20 protein-coding genes and 1 tRNA gene are annotated in these 18,869 nt (G+C 70.8%); all 21 read right to left on the bottom strand.

Translation table 11 applies throughout. The annotated features are described in order from the left end of the window. Positions 1 to 8 precede the first annotated feature (8 nt). A complete protein-coding gene (thiI, locus tag ACOOHF_RS13595) occupies positions 9 to 1,532 on the bottom strand; it encodes a tRNA uracil 4-sulfurtransferase ThiI (protein WP_419935368.1) in 1,524 nt (507 codons plus the stop codon). Positions 1,533 to 1,572: 40 nt separating this feature from the next. Further along, positions 1,573 to 1,646 (bottom strand) — tRNA-Met (locus tag ACOOHF_RS13590). Between the two features lie 52 nt (positions 1,647 to 1,698). Further along, positions 1,699 to 2,052, bottom strand: coding sequence for a septum formation initiator family protein (locus tag ACOOHF_RS13585; protein WP_420462111.1), 354 nt, complete (start codon positions 2,050 to 2,052; stop codon positions 1,699 to 1,701). Positions 2,053 to 2,054: 2 nt separating this feature from the next. Next, the gene (eno, locus tag ACOOHF_RS13580; protein WP_419935366.1) at positions 2,055 to 3,344 is read right to left on the bottom strand and encodes a phosphopyruvate hydratase; all 1,290 of its coding nucleotides are present in this window, start codon (positions 3,342 to 3,344) and stop codon (positions 2,055 to 2,057) included. A gap of 134 nt (positions 3,345 to 3,478) precedes the next feature. Continuing rightward, positions 3,479 to 4,246 carry a lysophospholipid acyltransferase family protein gene (locus ACOOHF_RS13575; RefSeq protein ID WP_419935365.1) on the bottom strand — a complete coding sequence of 256 codons (768 nt, stop codon included), beginning with the start codon at positions 4,244 to 4,246 and terminating at the stop codon, positions 3,479 to 3,481. Beyond that, positions 4,243 to 5,259: a thiamine-phosphate kinase gene (thiL, locus tag ACOOHF_RS13570; protein WP_419935364.1), complete on the bottom strand. Its 1,017-nt coding sequence runs from the start codon at positions 5,257 to 5,259 to the stop codon at positions 4,243 to 4,245. The genes ACOOHF_RS13575 and thiL overlap by 4 nt, the downstream gene beginning before the upstream one ends. Further along, positions 5,256 to 6,815 (bottom strand): NAD(P)H-hydrate dehydratase, encoded by a 1,560-nt coding sequence (locus ACOOHF_RS13565; RefSeq protein WP_419935363.1) that lies wholly within the window; start codon positions 6,813 to 6,815, stop codon positions 5,256 to 5,258. The genes thiL and ACOOHF_RS13565 overlap by 4 nt, the downstream gene beginning before the upstream one ends. Positions 6,816 to 6,897: 82 nt before the next feature. Further along, positions 6,898 to 7,089, bottom strand: coding sequence for a hypothetical protein (locus ACOOHF_RS13560; protein WP_419935362.1), 192 nt, complete (start codon positions 7,087 to 7,089; stop codon positions 6,898 to 6,900). Positions 7,090 to 7,197: 108 nt separating this feature from the next. Further along, positions 7,198 to 7,560 carry a Minf_1886 family protein gene (locus ACOOHF_RS13555; RefSeq protein WP_419166289.1) on the bottom strand — a complete coding sequence of 121 codons (363 nt, stop codon included), beginning with the start codon at positions 7,558 to 7,560 and terminating at the stop codon, positions 7,198 to 7,200. Positions 7,561 to 7,663: 103 nt separating this feature from the next. After that, entirely contained in the window at positions 7,664 to 8,923 is a 1,260-nt protein-coding gene (gene glyA / locus ACOOHF_RS13550; RefSeq protein ID WP_419936832.1) for a serine hydroxymethyltransferase, read from the bottom strand. Positions 8,924 to 8,955: 32 nt separating this feature from the next. Continuing rightward, positions 8,956 to 10,149 carry an acyl-CoA dehydrogenase family protein gene (locus tag ACOOHF_RS13545; RefSeq protein WP_419935361.1) on the bottom strand — a complete coding sequence of 398 codons (1,194 nt, stop codon included), beginning with the start codon at positions 10,147 to 10,149 and terminating at the stop codon, positions 8,956 to 8,958. Continuing rightward, positions 10,146 to 11,015, bottom strand: a complete 870-nt coding sequence (locus ACOOHF_RS13540) for a 3-hydroxyacyl-CoA dehydrogenase family protein (protein ID WP_419935360.1) — start codon at positions 11,013 to 11,015, stop codon at positions 10,146 to 10,148. Before ACOOHF_RS13540 ends, ACOOHF_RS13545 begins: the two co-directional genes overlap by 4 nt. Further along, positions 10,999 to 11,922, bottom strand: coding sequence for a CPBP family intramembrane glutamic endopeptidase (locus ACOOHF_RS13535; protein WP_420462110.1), 924 nt, complete (start codon positions 11,920 to 11,922; stop codon positions 10,999 to 11,001). Before ACOOHF_RS13535 ends, ACOOHF_RS13540 begins: the two co-directional genes overlap by 17 nt. A 2-nt stretch (positions 11,923 to 11,924) precedes the next feature. Further along, a complete protein-coding gene (locus ACOOHF_RS13530; RefSeq protein WP_420462109.1) occupies positions 11,925 to 13,133 on the bottom strand; it encodes a thiolase family protein in 1,209 nt (402 codons plus the stop codon). Between the two features lie 4 nt (positions 13,134 to 13,137). Next, a complete protein-coding gene (locus tag ACOOHF_RS13525) occupies positions 13,138 to 14,082 on the bottom strand; it encodes a PolC-type DNA polymerase III (protein ID WP_420462108.1) in 945 nt (314 codons plus the stop codon). A gap of 3 nt (positions 14,083 to 14,085) precedes the next feature. Then, complete coding sequence (locus ACOOHF_RS13520) at positions 14,086 to 14,742, bottom strand: redox-sensing transcriptional repressor Rex (RefSeq protein ID WP_420462107.1); 657 nt, start codon at positions 14,740 to 14,742, stop codon at positions 14,086 to 14,088. 225 nt (positions 14,743 to 14,967) lie between these two features. Then, positions 14,968 to 15,804, bottom strand: a complete 837-nt coding sequence (gene rsmA / locus ACOOHF_RS13515; RefSeq protein ID WP_420462106.1) for a 16S rRNA (adenine(1518)-N(6)/adenine(1519)-N(6))-dimethyltransferase RsmA — start codon at positions 15,802 to 15,804, stop codon at positions 14,968 to 14,970. Then, on the bottom strand, positions 15,801 to 16,043 hold the full coding sequence (locus ACOOHF_RS13510; RefSeq protein WP_420462105.1) for a hypothetical protein: 243 nt from the start codon (positions 16,041 to 16,043) through the stop codon (positions 15,801 to 15,803). The genes rsmA and ACOOHF_RS13510 overlap by 4 nt, the downstream gene beginning before the upstream one ends. Beyond that, complete coding sequence (locus ACOOHF_RS13505; RefSeq protein ID WP_420462104.1) at positions 15,950 to 17,656, bottom strand: PP2C family protein-serine/threonine phosphatase; 1,707 nt, start codon at positions 17,654 to 17,656, stop codon at positions 15,950 to 15,952. The genes ACOOHF_RS13510 and ACOOHF_RS13505 overlap by 94 nt, the downstream gene beginning before the upstream one ends. Before the next feature lie 20 nt (positions 17,657 to 17,676). Next, positions 17,677 to 18,009, bottom strand: a complete 333-nt coding sequence (locus ACOOHF_RS13500; protein ID WP_419941873.1) for an STAS domain-containing protein — start codon at positions 18,007 to 18,009, stop codon at positions 17,677 to 17,679. Further along, positions 18,006 to 18,869: a phosphate acyltransferase gene (locus ACOOHF_RS13495; RefSeq protein ID WP_420462103.1), complete on the bottom strand. Its 864-nt coding sequence runs from the start codon at positions 18,867 to 18,869 to the stop codon at positions 18,006 to 18,008. Before ACOOHF_RS13495 ends, ACOOHF_RS13500 begins: the two co-directional genes overlap by 4 nt.

Below are 18,869 nucleotides of genomic sequence, written 5' to 3'. Positions count from 1 at the left end.
CGGGGGTGTCAAAACGCGTTGCGATCGGGGGATCCTGAAGCGGGTGGGCGGAGGAGCCGCCGCATGCGCGGCGCGCCGCCGAGGAAGGAATACGCCTCGTAGCCGGCCCGCTGCATCGCTTCGGCGAGGTAGGCCGTGCGCACCCCTTCCGCGCAGCAGAGGACGTAGGTCGCCGTGCGGTCCAGGTCAGCGAAGTCACGTTCGAGCTCCATCAGGTCACGACGAACCGCACCCGGCCAGTGCCACGATTCGAACGCCTGCGCCGGACGGGTGTCGATGATCTCGGCGCTCTCGGGCACGGCGGTCACGTACAGCGAGGCGCCCACCATCGACTCGGGACGGAGTTCGCGCAGGTCGCAGGTCGTGGCGCCGGAGATCGCGCCGTTCAGTTCCTCGAAGCCCACGGCCGCTTCCTGCGCCTCCGCCGCGGCCGGCGTCGAGGCGGTGACGGGCCGATGGGGTACGAGGTCGCAGTATTCGCGCACCCGCGCGGACAGGTCGTGCGTCCCGATCTCGCGCGCCCTTTCGAGGATCTCCTCCTTGTGGAACCCGAGCAGGGGGCGGAGGACCGGGAGCGAGGAAGCGTTCTCGATGGCCCGCAGGTTGCGGAGCGTCTGGGACGAGACCTGTCCGACCGATTCGCCGGTCACCAGGGCGTCGGCTCCGGTCCGCCCCGCGATCTCCGCCGCGGCCCGATACATCATCCGCTTGAGGACGACCTGGAGGTAGGCGGGTTTCGCGCGCGCCCGCATCGCCTCGACGACCGGGCCGAACTCGAGCACATGGAGCCGGGGCCGGGTCCCGTAGCTCCAGCGATCCGCGAGGATCTTGGTCACCTCGACGACCATGCGCTCGTACGCGCGGCCTCCGAGGTTGCAGAAGACATAGTCGAGGCGGATGCCCCGCCGCAGCGCCATCCAGGCCGCGACGGGCGAATCGAAGCCGCCCGAGATGAGCGCGAGCGCGTGGCCCTGCACTCCGAGCGGAAGACCCGATGCGCCCCGGACGCTGTCATCGTAGAAGAAGGCCCGGCCGTCGCGGACCTCGACAAACACCGTCACGTCCGGATCGTCCAGATCGACGGTCGCGCCGGGGTTGAGCGCCGCCCCGAGACGCTGATGGATGTCGGAGGAGGAGAAGCCGTGCGAGCCGGAACGGCGCGCGCGCACCGCGTACCTGCGGCCGCGCACCGCGTCGGCGAAGAGCGACTCCCCGACCGTGACGATGGCGTCAAGCTCGGCTTCGCACTCGCCGGCGAGGACGGAACAGCTGGACACGCCGAAAGTCCGCCTCAGCGGCCCCAGGAAGCCGCGGTCCGCCCCCTCGATGTAGAAGCGGCTCCATTCCAACCGCAATCTCGCCTCGACGCCCTCCGCCGCGAACCCGTCACGCAGGTTCCGCGCCAGCTGTTTCTGGAAGCGGGATCGGGTGCGTCGCGCCTTGATCGAGAGCTCGCCGGAGAAGCGCACGAGGGCCCGCACAGTCCCCGCTCGGGGCTCGCCGCCGTTCCATGATTCGTGTCTCGCCGTCATGGGGACAGTCTACATCGGCCGGTGCGACACGGGAAACGAGTGGCAGGGGGGGGATTTGAACCCCCGACCCAGGGCTTATGAGTCCCTTGCTCTACCAGGCTGAGCTACCCTGCCGCGTTGTGGCTGCGCATCCTACACATCCTCGCACGCCGGTCAACCCGCCGCCTCAGCGCGAGGCCGGATCCTCGGGCCGCACGGCGAGTCCGGTCCCGGGGCGGGCTTCGTCTCCCAGTTCGACGAACCGCACGAGGATCTCGCCAGGGCGGACGAATCCGTAGCGTTCACGCGCGACCCGCTCGATCGCCCACGGATGGGCCACCAGGCTGTCGGCCCAGGCATCGAGGGCGGCGAGTTCGGCTTCGCGCGCGGCGATCTCCGCTTCTCGGGATCTCGTCTCCTCCTCCAGGCCGGACACCCCGGCCCGGGTGTATTCCCCTCCGACCATCCAGTAATACCCGGCCGCGACCAGCGCCACGAAGGCGATGATCCGGCTCAAACGACGGCTCGCCGCCTCCGCCATACTCAGCCTCCGTACATCGTGGCGCCGGGATAGACCGCCGACGAACCCAGCCGCTCCTCGATGCGGAGGAGCCGGTTGTACTTCGCGACCCGCTCCGAACGGCAGGCGCTCCCGGTCTTGATCTGCCCGGCGCCGGTGGCCACCGCAAGATCCGCGATGAACGTATCGGCGGTCTCGCCGGAGCGGTGCGAAATCACGACGCCGAAGTTCGCCGCCGCCGCCATCCGGATCGCGTCCAGCGTTTCGCTCACCGTCCCGATCTGGTTGAGCTTGATGAGGATCGCGTTGCCGACCCCGCTCGCGATGCCGCGCGCGAGGCGGTCGACGTTCGTCACGAAGAGGTCATCGCCGACGAGTTGTGCGCGGTCCCCCAAGTGCGCGGTGAGGGCCGCCCAGCCGCCCCAGTCGTCCTCCGCGAGGCCATCCTCGATGGAGACGATCGGATACGCCTCGAGCCAGTCCGCGTAGAGGGCCACGAGCGCCTGAGCATCGTGGTCTCCCGCCTCCCTCGCACTCGCGAGCCGGTACATCCCGGCCTCCGCGTCATGGAACTCCGACGCCGCGCAGTCGAGGGAGAGCACCACATCCCGGCCCGGTTCGTATCCCGCGTCCACGATCGCTTCCACGATGAGATCGAGCGCCTCCCGGTTCGATCCGAGATCGGGCGCCACACCGCCCTCATCGCCGACCGCGGTGCTGTGTCCGGCCGCCGACAGTCGCCGCCTCAGCGCGTGAAAGACCTCGACGCCGACGCGCAGCCCCTCGGAGAAGCTCGGCGCGCCGACCGGCAGGACCATGAACTCCTGGATGTCGACCGTGTTGTTCGCGTGCGCCCCGCCGTTGAGGATGTTCAGCATGGGGACCGGCAGCAGGTGCGCGTCGCCCGACCCGAGGTAACGGAAGAGCGGCTCTCCGACCGAGGCCGCCGCGGCGCGCGCGGTCGCCATCGACACGGCGAGGAGGGCGTTCGCGCCCAGGCGCCCCTTGTTCAGCGTTCCGTCGAGCGCGATGAGCGCCGCGTCCAGCCCCCGCTGGTCCACGGCCTCGCGGCCCCGGACGGCATCGGCGATCTCGCCGTTGACGTGCGACACCGCGCGGAGAACACCCTTGCCGCCGTACCGCGACCCGTCGCCGTCCCGCAGTTCGACAGCCTCGTGTTCCCCGGTCGACGCGCCGCTGGGCACCGCGGCCCGGCCGATCGTTCCGTCCTCGAGATGCACGTCCGCCTCGACGGTCGGGTTGCCGCGCGAATCGACGATCTCGCGGCCCACGACCTCCGCGATCGCGGTCACCGCGTTCTCTCGTTTCGATGATGTGCAGGAGCGTTCATGCAGGCGTGTCCCCCCCGCCACCCGGCGATCGATGGCCGATCGCTTCCTCCTCCGCCCAGGTCGTCCGCCGGCCCACCGCGGACTGCCGGAAGATACTACCCCTTGCCGGCTGAACAAGTTGCGCGGCCGGGCGACTCCGGACGCGGGCCCGACTCCCCGCCCTCCCCGAGCATCGATTCGATCACCCCCCGCGCCTCCCGCATCAGCGCGTCCCGGCTCGGAGGATCGACTCCCTCGAGAGAGATCGGCGGGGCCAGCCGTACCACGATGCGACCCGGGCGGACGCGCTTCGCCCCCGGCGGATAGGCGCGACGTCCCCCGTCGAGCGCCGCGGGCACGAGCGGGACGCCCGTCTCGAGCGCGATCGCGAAGGAACCTCGCCGGAAACGCCCCAGTTCACCGTCGCGCGAGCGGGTCCCCTCCGGAAACAGGACCAGTGTCAACCCTTCCGCCCGCATCCGGCGACCGGCCGTCCGCAAGGTTTCCTTCGCATTCCGCGGGCGCTTGCGGTCGATGAGGACATGTCCCGCTGCGCGCATCGCCCCACCCAGGAGCGGGATCCCGGCGAGTTCCCGCTTCGCGATGAAGCGAACGGAAACAGGAAGGACGGCCATGAGGGCCCAGACATCCAGGTACGACTGGTGGTTGGCGACGATGACCTGCGGCCCGGAGCGATCGAGATGTTCGAGGCCGCGGACGCTGACCCGCACGCCGGCAGCCAGCAGCAGCGAGCGCGCCCAGTTGCGGTCGATCCAGTCGACGACCGTGTGTCCGCCCCCGATCCGTGTCAGGAGGACGGCCAGGATCGAGAAGACCGCGGTCGACAGCACAAGGACGGGGTAGAAGAGCGCGGTCCTGATCAAGGATCGGACGCAAAGTGGTCGAAGCCCGCGGGAACTTCCGGCCCCTCCAGTCCGTCCACGCGGACGCCCTCCCCTCGGCTCACCGTCCCGATGCGGGTGAGCGGGAGATCGAATGCGGCGGCGAAGGCCCGGGCCGTACCGCGCATCGTGCCGGGCGCCACGGCGAGGAGCAGTTCGTAGTCCTCCCCGCCCGCAAGGACCAGACGCGTCGCGACCGGCGCCCGCCGAAAGCCGTCCAGCGGGGACGCTGCCGGGACGCGCGCGGCATCGATCCTCAGCGCGACCCCGGAGGCCGCCGCGAGATGCCGCGCGTCCCGCAGGAGGCCGTCGGAGAGGTCTATCGCCGCGTGGAGGTCGACCCGCTCCGCGAGCCACCGCGCCTCCCGTATTCGGGGCTGTGGCCGGTCGAAGGCCGCGCGGGCCGTCCCATCCGGCTCCAGCCCGCGCTCGAGGTCCCGCAGGGCGGCGGCGGCGGCGCCCAGCTCCCCGGTGACCCAGAGTTCGTCCCCGGGGCGCGCGTCGCGGCGCTTTTTCGGGTCTGCCGCGCGCCCCAGCACCGTGACATCGAGAAAAACGGGGCCGGGCGACGCGACGAGGTCCCCTCCCAGCACCTCGGCCTCCGCGCGACGGGCGATCTCGCCGACGCCGCGCCCGAGCGCCGCTGCCGTCTCGATCCCCAGCTCCGGAGGCAGCGCGGCGGAAACGAGGAGGCCGATCGGGGCGGCGGCCATGGCGGCCAGGTCGCTGAGCGCGCTCGCGGCGGCCCGGTAGCCGATCGTCTCCCACGTCATCCACGCGCGGCGGAAATGGATCCCCTCCACGCTCGCGTCGCAGCTCACGACGACCTGTTCGTCCGTCTCGAGGCGGAAGGCCGCGGCGTCATCTCCGGGCGGCAGGGTAATCGCGACCGCCGGATCGGCCGGACCGGCGCCCGCGCTCGCCTCCTCCAGAAACGCCGCGATGCGCGCGGTCTCGGGCCCCGCGGCGAGACCCGGTCCGTCGAAGCGCGTCATCGCGCCGCCCCGGCCGGGCGTCCTTCCGCGACCGCGGGGAGGGCGAGCAACACGCCCGGCCACGCCCCCGGACACACGGTCCCGAGCGCCTGACGCGCCGGCACCAGCGCGTCGGGCACGTCGGCGGCGGATCCGCCAACCTCATCGACCCCGTGCAGCACGGCGAGGGCCGTCACGGAAAGCCCGGCGGTCGCCGCATCCGCCGGACCGAGACCCGCCGCCATGTACGCTCCGCACACGCCGGTGAGCACGTCGCCCATGCCTCCGCTGGCGAAGCCGGGGCTGACGAGCGTCGTCGCCCGCATTTCGCCTCCGGGCCGAGCCACCCACGTCGGCGCGCCCTTGAGGAGTACCGTCGCCTTCGCGGCGTCGGCCAAACGTCGTGCGGCCGCCGGGGGGTCCTCGCGCACCGCGGCGACGGACGAGCCCAGCAGCCGGGCCATCTCGCCGGGGTGAGGGGTGAGGAGAACCGGGCGACCCGGCGCGACCGGGCCGCGGGTGGCATCCGCCGCGCCCGCCGCCAGCACGTTGAGGCCGTCCGCATCGATCACGAGCGCGGCCGTCCCCGCTCCCCGGACCCGCCGGACGAGTTCGGCCCGCTCCGGCCCGGTCCCCAGGCCCGGCCCGGCGGCGACCGCGTCGGCCCAGCGAAGCGTCGCCTCCAGGGCGTCCGTTTCCGTCCAGTCGACGAACACCGCCTCGGGGATGCTCGTCTGTACGATGTTCCGGTTCGCCGGGTCGCTCACGACGCGAACGATGCCGATGCCGGCCCGGATCGCCGCGCGGGCCGCCAGAATCACGGCCCCGGCCATGCCGGGCTCCCCGCCCGCGATGGCCAGATAGCCCGCATCCCCCTTGTGCCCGGCCGCCGAACGTCCCCCCAGAAGCTCCGCCGCCCAGGAGGCGGTGACCGCGCGGGCCGGCGGTGCAGGATCTGGAGGCGGAAAGCCGATCTCCACGCAGAGCAGGTCGCCGACGCGCTCGCGCGCCGGGAAGCGCAGCAGACCGATCTTCGGCCAGCCGAAGGTCACGGTCAGATCCGCCCGGATCGCCGCTCCGGGCACGTGCCCCGTGGTGAAGTCCACTCCGCTCGGCCCGTCCGCGGAGACGACCGGGACCCTGGCCCCGTTCACGCGTTCGATCATCCGGGCCTGGGGGACACGGGGAGCTGTCCTCAGGCCGGTCCCGAGGATGCCGTCGACCGCGACCGCGGCGGCCGCGAGTTCGCGCTCGAGCGCGGGCGCGGGTTCGATGGGGAGATTCCACCCCGAGAGAACATCGGGGCTCGGGAGACGGCTCCCGCACTGGACGAATCGGACCGAGCGCCCCCAGGCCACCAGAGTGCGCCCGGCCACCAGCGCGTCGGCCCCGTTGTGGCCGCTCCCCGCCAGCACCACGACGCGTCCGGACGGATATCTCTCATGGAGGTGGCGAGCCAGCGCCCGTCCGGCGTTCTCGATCAGCGCGCGTTCCGGTATCGCCCCGGATTCGATCGCCAGGCGGTCGATCTCCGCCATCTCGACCGCGGTGGGAAGCGGGACTTCACGCGCGGCCACCCGCCACCAGTCCGCCGGCGGAAGGAGCGGGGTCAGCTCGGGAGGAATCGCTCTGCGGACGGGGCCGACGCGCCCCGTGAGGTCATTTGTAGGACTGCTGCACGCTGCGCCCGAAGCTGATCTCACCGTTGTCGATCCGGATGTTGAACCCGCAGTCGGGGTTCGAACAGACCCACGCCTTGTACCGGATCGGTGCCCCGTCGCGCCCGTAATCCGAGAGCGGTAGCAACACCCCTTTGCTGCAACTCAAGCACTGCGTGAACGTCTCGGCCACGCGATCACCCCTCCCCGCTGTTGGACGGTCTTCCCGTTTCCGGCCCGTCACCGCCGCCTGCCGTCCCCCGCCGCCCCACGGCTGCGTGGTCGACCCTGAGTTCCTCCCCTACGCGCTCCAGGGGTAGCTGTCCTCGAAGGCCTCGTCAAAGGTGAAGAGACCCTCGAAATCCTCTCGCGAGTCGTCCGGCTGCTTGATCAGTACTCCGCACTCTACAAGCGCGAAGACGATCTCGCCGATATCCGTCGTGTCGTGTACGCCCCAGTGCTCCAGCACCGTCCGGGCCAGTGGACCGAATCGCTCCAGCGCGAGTTCCCGCACCGCGTCGGCGACTTCGGCGCCGCCGATGTGACGCGGCAACGCGAGACTCGACAGCCGACGCCTGAGCGCGGAGAGCAGAAACAGGTATGCGGCTTCCGTATACCTGGGATTGCGCTGCCTGATTCCCGTCAGAGCGCCCGCTGTGTTCACTTCGCCACAGGCCCCTTTTCCCGACCGCCGAGAGCGCTGCCCGCAAGGGCACATCGTGGCGGAAGTTAGACGGGGAAAAAAGAAGGCGTCAAGCCGCGAGGCCTCAGGGGACACCCTCCGTCCCGCCATAGAGGGGGAAATCGGCGCACAGCCCGCGCACCTCGGCCTCGATGGCGGACAGTACCCCCTCGTCACCCTCCGAGCGAAGCGCCCTGTCCATGAGGTCGGCGATCGTCCGCATTTCCGTCTCCGCCATGGAGCGGGTGGAAACGGCCGCGGTCCCGATCCGGATCCCTGACGCCACGAACGGCGAGCGGGTCTCGAAGGGCACCGTGTTCTTGTTCACCGTGATGCCCGCCCGGCCGAGGAGCGCCTCCGCATCCTTGCCGGTGAGTTCCGTCGTCCGGAGGTCGACGAGCACGAGGTGCGTGTCCGTCCCGCCCCCGACGATGTCGTAGTCGTGCTCGGCGAGCCGCCTCGCGAGCGCGCGCGCGTTGCGCAATACGAGAGCCGAGTACTCGCGGAACCCGGGCTTCAGCGCCTCGCCGAGCGCGACCGCCTTCGCCGCGATCACATGCATCAGGGGGCCACCCTGCAACCCCGGGAAGGTCGCCTTGTCGACCGCCGCCGCATGCTCCTCGCGGCACAGCACCAGACCGCCGCGCGGCCCTCGCAGCGTCTTGTGCGTCGTGGTCGTCACGACATCCGCGTGCGGGACCGGCGATGGATGGTGCCCGGTGGCCACGAGTCCCGCGATGTGCGCCATGTCGACCATGACGCGGGCGCCGCACGCCTCCGCGATCTCCGCGAAGCGCGCGAAGTCGATCCTGCGCGGATAGGCACTCGCCCCCGCGATGATCACCGCCGGTCGCACCTCGAGGGCGGTCGCCAGGAGGGCCTCGTAGTCGATCGTCCGGTCGGAGCGCCGCACGCCGTAGGGGACGATGTGATACCAGAGCCCGGAGAAGTTGACGGGCGACCCGTGCGTGAGGTGCCCACCGTGCGAAAGGTCCATCCCGAGCAGCGTCGCACCCGGCTTCGTGAGCGCCTGGAGCGCGGTCATGTTCGCGCCGGAGCCGCTGTGCGACTGGACGTTGCTGTGGTCGGCGCCGAACAGGTCGCGCGCCCGTTCGCGGGCCAGGTCTTCCACCACGTCGACGAACTCGCACCCGCCGTAGTATCGACGCCCCGGGTAGCCCTCGGCGTACTTGTTCGTCATCACGCTGCCCGTGGCCTCCAGCACGCCGCGCGACACGAAGTTCTCGCTCGCGATCAGCTCCAGGCCCGTCCGCTGGCGCTCGAGTTCGCGATCGATCGCGCGCGCCACCTCCGGGTCGGTCGCCGCCAGCGGGCGGGGATCCAGCGCGCCGATTGCCGTTCGTTCCGCGGTCGAACTCACCCGTACCCCCCCTCTCTGTAGAGTTGCCGCGCGATCAGGCTGCGGTGCATCTCGTTCGCCCCCTCGTAGATCTCGGTGACCTTCGCGTCCCGAAACAGGCGTTCGACGGGATACTCCCGCGAATACCCGTAGCTGCCGAAAACCTGGACCGCCTCACGGGCGTTCCGCATCGCCGTCTCGCTCGCGAAGAGCTTGGCCACGCTGGACAGTCGCCGCGCCCGCGGATCACCTGTCATGTGCGCCGCGGCCGCGCGCTCGAGGAGGCCGCGCGCCGCCTCGAGCCGGGTCACCATATCGCCGAGCTTGAACTCCAACCCCTGGAACTCCCTCAGCCGCCGGCCGAACTGTTCCCGCGTGTGGGCGTACTCGAACGCCGCGTCCACCGCCGCGGACGCGATGCCGAGCGCCTGGGCCGCGATGCCGAGCCTCCCGCCCTCCAGCCCCGCAAGCGCGTAGGAGAAGCCCCGGTTCGGCTCTCCGATCAGGAGTTCGTCTCCGAGAAACACATCGTTCAGCGCGAGCGTTACCGTCTCCGAACCGCGCTGTCCCATCTTGCGCTCCTTCCGGCCCACGGCGAGGCCCTCGACTCCGGCGGGCAGGAGGAAGGTGCCGATGCCCCTCGTCCCCCTTCGATCCGCGGGCGTATCCGTCCGGGCGAACATGAGGATGACGTCCGCCGAAGCGCCATTCGTCACCCACATCTTCTCGCCGTTGATGAGCCAGCCGCCGTCCGCGCGGGTGGCCTGCGTGCGCAGCGCCGCGGCATCCGTCCCCGCCCCGGCTTCGGAGAGGGAGAAGGCACCGAGGACTTCGCCACTCGCCATGCGGGGGAGCCAGGCCTGCCGCTGCGCCTCGCTTCCGTGCCGGAGCAGTATCGAGACGGGCAGCGAGTTGTGGACGCTGACGGACACCGCAACCCCGGCATCGCCCCACGCAAGTTCCTCGAGCACGTAGAGATAGGTGACGAGATCCAGCCCCAGCCCGTCGTAACGCTCCGGCACCCGCATGGCGAGAAACCCCAGATCTCCCAGTTCGCGGTGGATCGCCTCGTCGAAGATGTCCTCGTTCGCGTCGCGCGCTTCGGCAGTCGGCCTCAACCGCTCTTCCGCGAACTGCCGCGCGAGATCGAGCACCTGCCGCGCCTCGGAGGAGAGTTCGATGGCCGAATAGGCCCGGCGGTGCGTCGTCATTCGCTCTCGTAGCGGTAGAAGCCGCGCCCGGTCTTGCGGCCCAGCCGGCCGGCGGCGACGTACTTCGCGAGCAGCGGACACGGACGATACTTCGAGTCTCCGAGCTCCGCGTGCAGGACGCGCATGATCGCCAGGCAGGTGTCGAGGCCGATGAGGTCGGCCAGCGCGAGGGGCCCCATGGGATGGTTCATCCCGAGTTTCATGACGGTGTCCACCGCCTCGGCGTCGGCGACCCCTTCCATGAGACAGTACACGGCCTCGTTGATCATCGGCATCAGGATCCGATTGGCGACGAAACCCGGAAAGTCGTTCGCGACGACCGCGGTCTTCGAGAGCCGCTCGCAGAGCCCCAGGGTCAGGTCCGTCGCCGCATCGGAGGTTTCGAGCCCCCGGATGACTTCCACGAGCCGCATGACCGGGACGGGATTCATGAAGTGCATCCCGATGACGCGGGCCGGGTTGCCGACGTGCGCGGCGATCCCGGTGATCGAGATCGAACTGGTGTTCGACGCGAGGAGCGTCTCCCCCCCGACCCGCGCCGCCAGTTCCTCGAAGAGTCGGAACTTGAGGGCGGGGTCCTCGCTCGCGGCTTCGACCACGACCTCGGCGTCCTCCAGGGCAACAAGGTTCCGTTCGGTACGGATCCGGCCGAGCGCGGCTTCGGCGTCGTCCCCGGATATCAGTTCCCGGCCGACCTGTCGCGAGAGATTCCGTTCGATCGAGGCGTGGGCTCGTTCGAGCGCCGCGGCGTCCACATCGACGAGACGGACGGCGCAGCCGGCGAGCCCGAAGACATGCGCGATCCCGCTCCCCATCGTCCCGGCGCCCACCACGCCGACGCGCGCGACTTCAGCTGCTCGAATCATCTTCCGAACGAATCTCTCCTTCCTCGTCTCGAGGGCCGTCCTGCGGGCCGGCGTCCGGGCTCGCGGACGATCGGCCGCCGTCGCCGGTCGAGCCGCCGATGCGCCACAGCCACACGGTTCCGATCGCGGTCACCAGTGTGACGAGCAGGCCGCCCTCGGGCCCGAACGCCCCTCCCGTCCACAGCGGCGGGCCCGAGAGCACCGCGTCGAGGCCGGATATTGACACGTCCAGCCCGCTCACGGACAGGCCGGAAGCCGCCAGGAGCCAGTTCCAGCCGAAATGGACGCCGCCCACGAACCAGAGACTCCCAGTCCGCCAGTAGACGACGCCGAGCAACCCCCCCGCGAGGCCGAGGTTCAGGAACGCGAGCGGGCCGATCCCCGGGTTCGCGCCGTGCGCGAGGCCGAAGGCCGTCGATGTCGCGACGAGCGCCGCGACCGGCCCGAACCGGGCCTGGATGACCCGGAACGGGTAGCCCCTGAAGAGCAGTTCCTCGGCCAGGGCCGCACCGAACACGAGCGCAGACACCTCGATGCCCCTCCAGAAGGAGGACTCCGCCGAGGCCGTCCACGAGACCCAGCCCAGGGCCGCCAGGATGAGAACCGGGACCCCCACGATCACCACCCCGGCGAAAGACCCGAGGACGAGTTCCGTCACTCCCCCGATCCCGCCCCGGAGACCGAGCCAGGACAGCCGTTGGCCGTCGACCAGGACGGCAAGGAGCCAGGTCGCGGCGAACGACGCGGTCAGGACCGGGACCACCATCCACCAGGCGATCGTCGGCGAGGCCGCCGCGTCGGGGCCCGTGAACAGGCTTGCGACCAGCCCGAGCCCGAGCGCGCAGGCGACGAACAGGGCGACGAACCCGGCCAGTCGCCCGACCCACGCCCAGCCCGTTTCCTTCATCGCTACGCGCGCTCCACGCTCATCGCGACGGCGTTCCCGCCGCCGAGACACAGGGTCGCCATGCCACGTTCGACGTCCCGGTCCCGCATCGCGTAGAGGAGCGTGGTGAGGATCTTCGCGCCCGACGCTCCGATCGGGTGGCCGAGGGCGATCGCACCGCCCCGGACGTTCACCCGGTCGAGATCCAGCCCCAGTTCACGGGCATCCGCCAGCACCTGCACCGCGAACGCTTCATTCATCTCCACCAGTCCGTAATCGGCCGTCACCGCCTCGTCGAGCGTCATCAGCTTCGCCACGGCCGCGACCGGTGCGAAGAACAGGTCACGCGGCGCGGTCGCCGCGACGGCGTAGGCCCGGATCCGCCCCAGGACCGGGAGTCCGTGCGCCTCGGCGTACGCCTCGGAGGTGACCAGCGTCGCGGCGGCCCCGTCGTTGAGGCCCGGCGCGTTGCCGGCCGTGACGCTCGGCTCGCTGACCTCGGGGGGCGCGTCGCCCGCGAAGGCCGGACGCAGCCGCGCCAGCGCTTCCGGCGAAGTGCCGCGACGGGGCGGTTCGTCCACATCGACCGTTACGGTGCCCCCGCGCGTTTCGATATGCACGGGCACGACTTCCGCCGCGAACCCCCCCGTGTCGATCGCCCCGATCGCCTTCTCGTGGCTTGCGAGGGCCCAGGCATCCTGATCCTCGCGGCTCACGCCCGCCTTGTGGGCCGTGTACTCCGCGTGTCCGCCCATGTGGCAGGTCCCGAAGGCGCACCAGAGTCCGTCGTGGATGAGGCCGTCGACCATCGACCGATCGCCGAACTTCACACCTTCCCGATACCCCCTCAGCAGGTAGGGCGCGTTCGACATCGATTCCATCCCGCCCGCGACCACGACCCGGGCGTCCCCGGCCCTGATCGCCTGGGCCGCCAGCATGACCGCCTTGAGTCCCGAGCCGCAGACCTTGTTTATCGTCACCGCCGGGACCGTCTCCGGAACGCCGCCCCGGATGGCCGCCTGGCGGGCGGGCGCCTGTCCGACGCCCGCCTGTACGACGTTGCCCATGATCACGTCCTCGATGTCGGCGAGGTCGATCCCCGCCCTGTCGATGGCCGCGGAGATCGCGAGGCCTCCGAGATCCGGGGCCGCGAGCGAGGAGAGTCCGCCCATGAAGCGGCCCGTGGGGAGCCGCGCGGCGGAGACGATCACCGGGATCCTGTCTCTGTCCATATGGTCATCCATGGTCGGTCGTTTTCCCTCCCGTATGGGATTCGTCGGGCGGCCCGCTCGCGTCCGGCGGCCGCTTGCGTCGCGACGGGCGGGCCAGGGCACGCCGCAGCGCCGGCCAGGTCGTCCACCCGCGCCGCTCCGCGTCCGCCAGCATGCGGACGAGGATGCGGGCCGTCGCGACCGCATCCCCTCGCGCACGGTGCCGTTCCCGGATCTCGATCCCGTAGTAGTCGGCGACCGCGTCCAGCCCGCGGCGATCCAGTCCGGGCAGCAGTCGGCGCGCCAGGTGAACGGTGCACAAGCGGGGCCCGCGCGGCACGGCGGCCCCGGCTCGTCTCATTTCGGCGCGCAGGAAGCCCCAATCGTATCCCGCGTTGTGCGCGACGAAAACCCGGCCGCTGAGCCGCTCGCGCACCTGGTCGCAGATCTGCGAGAAGCTCGGCGCCCCGCAGGTCATCTCCGTGCGGATTCCCGTGAGGCGCGTGATCCACGGCGGGATCGCCACCCCCGCATCGACGAGGGTGGAAAAGCAGTCTCCGATCTCACCCCGGTCGACCTCCACGATCGCGATCTCGACGACCCGTCCGCCCGCGCCCGCGACGCCTCCGTTCGTCTCGACATCCACCACGGCGTAGCGAAGCTGGTGCAGGCCGTCGCGTCGCTTCTCCGCACGCTTCGCCTCACACCGCGCCAGTCGCCACACAGCTCCGTCCGGACCCTCGCGGACCACATCCGGGGCCCCCTCCAGGACCTCGGCCACGAGCTGATCGGCAAGCCCCGGAGGGCCTCCCCGGATGCCGAACATCTCGACCGCCAGATCGCGGGCCTCGCAGGCGCCCTGATCGAGACGCGCCATGGCCCTGCGGAACAGCACGCCCTCCGGAGCGAAGCGAACCGCGGGAACCCGCGACATCTCGCCGCCCGAGCGGCCCTCGCCTCGCTGCGACACGGATCAGCCCCCCGCGCCGCCGCTCCGCGACCGTCGGCTCGCCTCGGAGAGCAGGTAGCTCAGGCCTTCCAGCTCGAGCACGATGTCCACGGTCCGGATCGGGAGCCCGTCGATCTCCGACAGGTCGATCGGCGCGAAGTTCAGGATCGCCCCCACGCCGGCCCGCCCGAGCCCCGCCGCGACGTCCGCCGCCACCCTCGCGGGCGTCGCGACCACCCCGATGTCGACTCCCAGTTCCGCGATCACCGGCCGCAACTCGGACATGGAGCGGATGGTCAGGCCGAAGGCCCGGGTTCCGATCTTCGCATCGTCGGCATCAAACGCGGCCACCACGTCGAACCCCCGCGCCGCGAGCCCCCCGTACCCGAGGAGCGCCGTACCGATCTTGCCGACGCCGACGAGCGCGAGCCGCCAGCTGTGCGATAGCCCGAGGATCCCCTCCAGTGCTCGCACGAGACCCTCGACGGAATACCCGCGCCCTCGCTTTCCGAACGAACCGAAGTGGCTCAGATCCTTCCGAACCTGTGCCGACGTCGCGCCGGAAGGCTCGGCGAGCCGCGCGCTCGACACGACCTCGACGCCGGTTCGCTCGAGGTCGCGCAACATGCGGAGGTACAACGAGAGGCGCCGGACTGTGGAATCGGAAATTCTGCCGCTCATGCCTGGCAGTCCGTGGCGAAACCCCGCGTCGCACCGAGAGCGCCGAGACGTTCGGGCGACAAGGCGCGACGAGGGAGCATGGCAGCGCTATGTGACCGAGGAGCAACGCAGAGCGAAGCGTTCGGCGGAAATGTATCGGCGGTCGAATGCAGTCGGGGTTTCGCCAAGGGCTGCTAGCCTTGTGAAAGTATTCACAAGCCAAGATAGGTCCGGTCCGGCATCAACTCAACGCGCGGGATCCATCTCCCTGATCGTCCGCAGTTTCGCCGCGAGCGCGACGAACGTCTCCGGATCGAGCGCTTCCGGCCGGACGGCGGGATCGATGGAGAGGCTGCAGAGAAACGCCCTCGGGTCCCCTCTGAATCCCAGCTCCGGGGCGGTTCGGAGCGTTTTCTGGAGCTGTTTGCGGCGGCGGTTGAAGCAGGCCCGCGTGAGCGCCCTCAGCTCGTCGTGGCCCACCGCGGCCGGGTGCGGCCGGGGCTCGAGGCGCAGCACGGCCGAGTCCACCGCCGGCACCGGCCGGAAGGCCTGTCGGCCGATGTGGAACGCGAGCGAGGTGTCGGCGACCGCACGCACGCCGACCGACAGCGCGCCGTAGGCCTTCGTCCCCGGGGGCGCGACGATCCGCTCCGCCACTTCCCGCTGAACCGTGATCACCACCCGTACCGCCGCGGGGTCGATGTCGAGAAACGCGAACAGAAGAGGCGAGGTGATGTTGTAGGGGACGTTCGACACCACCCGAAGCGGCATCCCGCGCGGGGCGAGGGCGGACAGATCCAGCCGAAGCGCATCGCCCTCGACGACCTCGACTCCGGGACGGCCGTTCCAGCGCGTCGCGAGTTCCCGGGCGAGATCGCGATCCTTCTCGATCAGGACGAGCCGCCGACAGCGCCCGAGCAGGTGACGACTCAACTCTCCGTGGCCCGGTCCGACTTCGAGCACGACATCTTCCGGGCCGGGATCGAGCTCGGCCACGATCTTGCGCTGAATGTTCGGGTCGACGAGAAAATTCTGGCCCAGAGAGCGCTTCGCGCGCGGGGGCGACGCCTCCCCGCCGGTCACAGACGCACCGCGACCGCGGTCCGGTCGTCGAGCCGCATCTCGTCGTCGCTGTCGGCGAACAGGGCCTTGACGAGGATCTCCGGATCGAGTTCACCCTGATCGATCCGCCGGCGGACCCGCGCTCCGGGCGCCGCGATGGGGTCGCTCAGCTCCGCGAGTCCGTCGGTGAAGGCGAGCAGCGTATCGCCGGACCACGCGATCCGCTCCTGCCGGTACGCCTCGACCCGAGCAATCCCCACCGGCGGGTCGAGCGCCTCGAGTCGACGGATCGCTCCCGCGATCCGACCAGATACGCGTAGGGGTGTCCGGCGTTGGCGTAGCGGAGTTCGCCGCGCGCGGGGTCGAGCACGCCGTAGAAGAGGGTCATGTACATCTCGGTCGACTCCAGCGCCTCCCGCAGCTGACCCTGCATCGCGTCCAGCGCCGCGCCGGGTTCGCTCTCCACCCCGGTCGCCACGGCCACCGCGCTCAGGGTGCGCGCCATGATCAGGGCCGCGGACGGGCCGTGCGAACTCACGTCCCCCAGCATGATACCGAGCCGTCCCTCGTGAAGGCGGACCAGGTAATAGAAGTCGCCCCCGAGCGAGAGAGCCGGATCGCACCGGGCCGCCACGCGCGCCAGATCGCGAAAGTCCTCCGGCGCCGGAAGGAGTCGCAGTTGGAGGTCCCGCGCGATTTCCAGTTCGGCGAGCACCCGTTCGCGGCGCATCCGCCGCGCGAGGAGTCGCTCGCCGGCCTGTTCGCCCTCCGCGACCGCCGCGAGCCACCCCGCGAGCAGCGCGGCCGCGTCCACATCGGGGGGAGCCCCTTCCCCGGGTCCGTCATCCCGCGCCGTCTCGTAGACGAGCCGCAGCCCCCCCTCGGGGCCGAGGGGCCACGTCTCACGCAATTCTCCGGCTGCGCCGCCGCCCGATTCACCGCCCGATTCGCCGCCCTCTTTCTCCAGGCAGTCGAACAGCACCCGCACGCCGTCGTCGAACCGTCGGTCGAGCCGGAACCGCAGGCCGGTCACGGCGGCGAAGCGCCCGAGGAGGGGTTCGACCCGCACCAGCGGATCGGGCGCCCCGTGAAACGTCAGGCTGACTTCGTTCCCGACCTCGTTGAACTCGACGCGATCGGCCAGCTGCCTCAGGAGGAAGAGCCCGCGGCCCCTCGGCCGCCCGATCCCCTCGCCCGAGATCGGGTCCGGGACGGCCTCGGGGTCGAATCCCTCGCCCTCATCCGCCACCTTCACGCGCAGACCCTCCCGGCGGGCGACCGCCGTGATCCGGACCACCGCCCCGGGCCGGTCTCCGCTCCCGTACAGGATCGCGTTCGCGACGGCCTCTCCGAGTGTGACCCGCAGCCGGAAGGCCGTCTCGCCATCGAGGTCCGCGAGATGCCGACACGCGACGACAACCCGGTCGACCACCGGGTGCTGGTACTGGACGCGGGAAGGAAACACGACGCGAATCCGGCCGGACCCGTCCACGTCGAGGGTGAGTTCGGGTGCGTCCGCGGGGGAGGTGTGCTTCTCCCACACGAGCCCCAGTTCGTCGGCGTTCAGAGGATAGAAGAGGTAGTCCGTCCAGTCCTCCGCCAGCGCGGATCCGAGGCGGTCGATCCAGGCACCCTCGACCAGCGCGACGAGCGCGGGCCCGCCGCCGAACCGCCGCCGCAGGTAGGGTATGGTGGCGCGAGGTTCCGCCATGTCGACGAGGATGAGGTCGGAATCGCGCACGTTCAGCGGCTGCCCGAAGAGCCCGCGAACTTCGGGCCTCGGTTCGATCGCCGAAGCGGCCTCCGCCACCGCCTGGACGATATCCGGCCGACTCGAGAGGACGAGGATCCGGCGGGGGTCGCCGGCGGCCATGCCCGGACTCGCCGCCCGGGTCAGGTTTCGCCCAGCGCGGCCGCCCGGGTCTCGGCGATGTCGAACAGCGAATCCAGCTTCGTGAGCGCGAACAGCCGGGCGAGGTCCTCGTTAAGCCCGGCCAGCTTGAGGCGCCCGTGCCCATCGCGGATGTGCTTCGAGAGACTGACGAGCACGCCCAGGCCCGACGAGTCTATGTAGTCGGCGTCGGCGAAATCGATCACGAAGTCGGTTTCGCCATCCGCCAGACGCGCGAGAACGCGTTCCCTGAGTTCGCCCCGGTTATTGAGGGTGAGCTGGCCATCGACGCTGACCACCGTCGTGGCTCCGAGCCGTTCCAACGAAAACGTCATGCTTTGCTCCCTCGCGATTTGCTCCCTCGCGACATGAGTGCCGTGATGCACGCGACGTCCACGATATCGGAGACGGAGGCGCCGCGGGAGAGGTCGTTGAGCGGCCGCCGCAGACCCTGGAGGATCGGTCCCGGCGCGCGCGCTCCGGCGAGTCTCTCGAGCAGCTTGTAGGCGATGTTCGCGGCGTCGAGGTTCGGGAAGACGAGCAGGTTCGCGCGCCCCGCCACCCGGGAGCCGGGAGCCTTCGCCGCCGCGATCCCGGGAACGAGCGCCGCGTCCGCCTGCAGCTCTCCGTCCGCCTCGATATCGGGTCGCCGCCGCCGAAACAGATCGAGCGCTTCGCGCACACGGTCCACGGCCGGCCCGCCGGCCGAGCCGAGCGTCGAGTAGGACAGGAAGGCGACGACCGGGTCGTCCCCCACGATGGCCCGCCGCGCATCGCAGGCGGCCGAGGCGCTGTCAGCCATCTGCTCCGGCGTCGGCGCGGGGACGACCGCGGTGTCCGTGAGCGTGAGTACGCGCTCCCGCGGCCGCTCGAAGACCATGTAGAAGGCCGCGGACACGGTCTCCACCCCTTCCGCGACTCCGACGATGCGCAGACCCGCCCGGATCACCTCCGCCGTCGAGTGGACGGCGCCCGCGACGACGCCGTCGAGTTCACCCTCGGCGAGGCGTCGCGCGGCGCCTTCGAGCCCGCCACGCCCGGGGCCGATCTCGACGGGGTGAACCCAGCCCTCGGATCGCAGGATCCGGATGGCCTCGGCCGTTCGGGATTCCTCGGCCTCGGGGAAGCCGATCCTGGCCTCGGCCGTGGCGGCTCGCACCCGCAGGCGGCCGATGAAGTCCCGCGGGGTCGGCAC

The organism is Candidatus Palauibacter sp. (genome assembly GCF_965216145.1).
Classification (GTDB): domain Bacteria; phylum Gemmatimonadota; class Gemmatimonadetes; order Palauibacterales; family Palauibacteraceae; genus Palauibacter.
The sequence above is the reverse complement of the archived record's forward strand: the minus strand, read 5'-3'. Positions and strand labels throughout refer to the sequence as shown.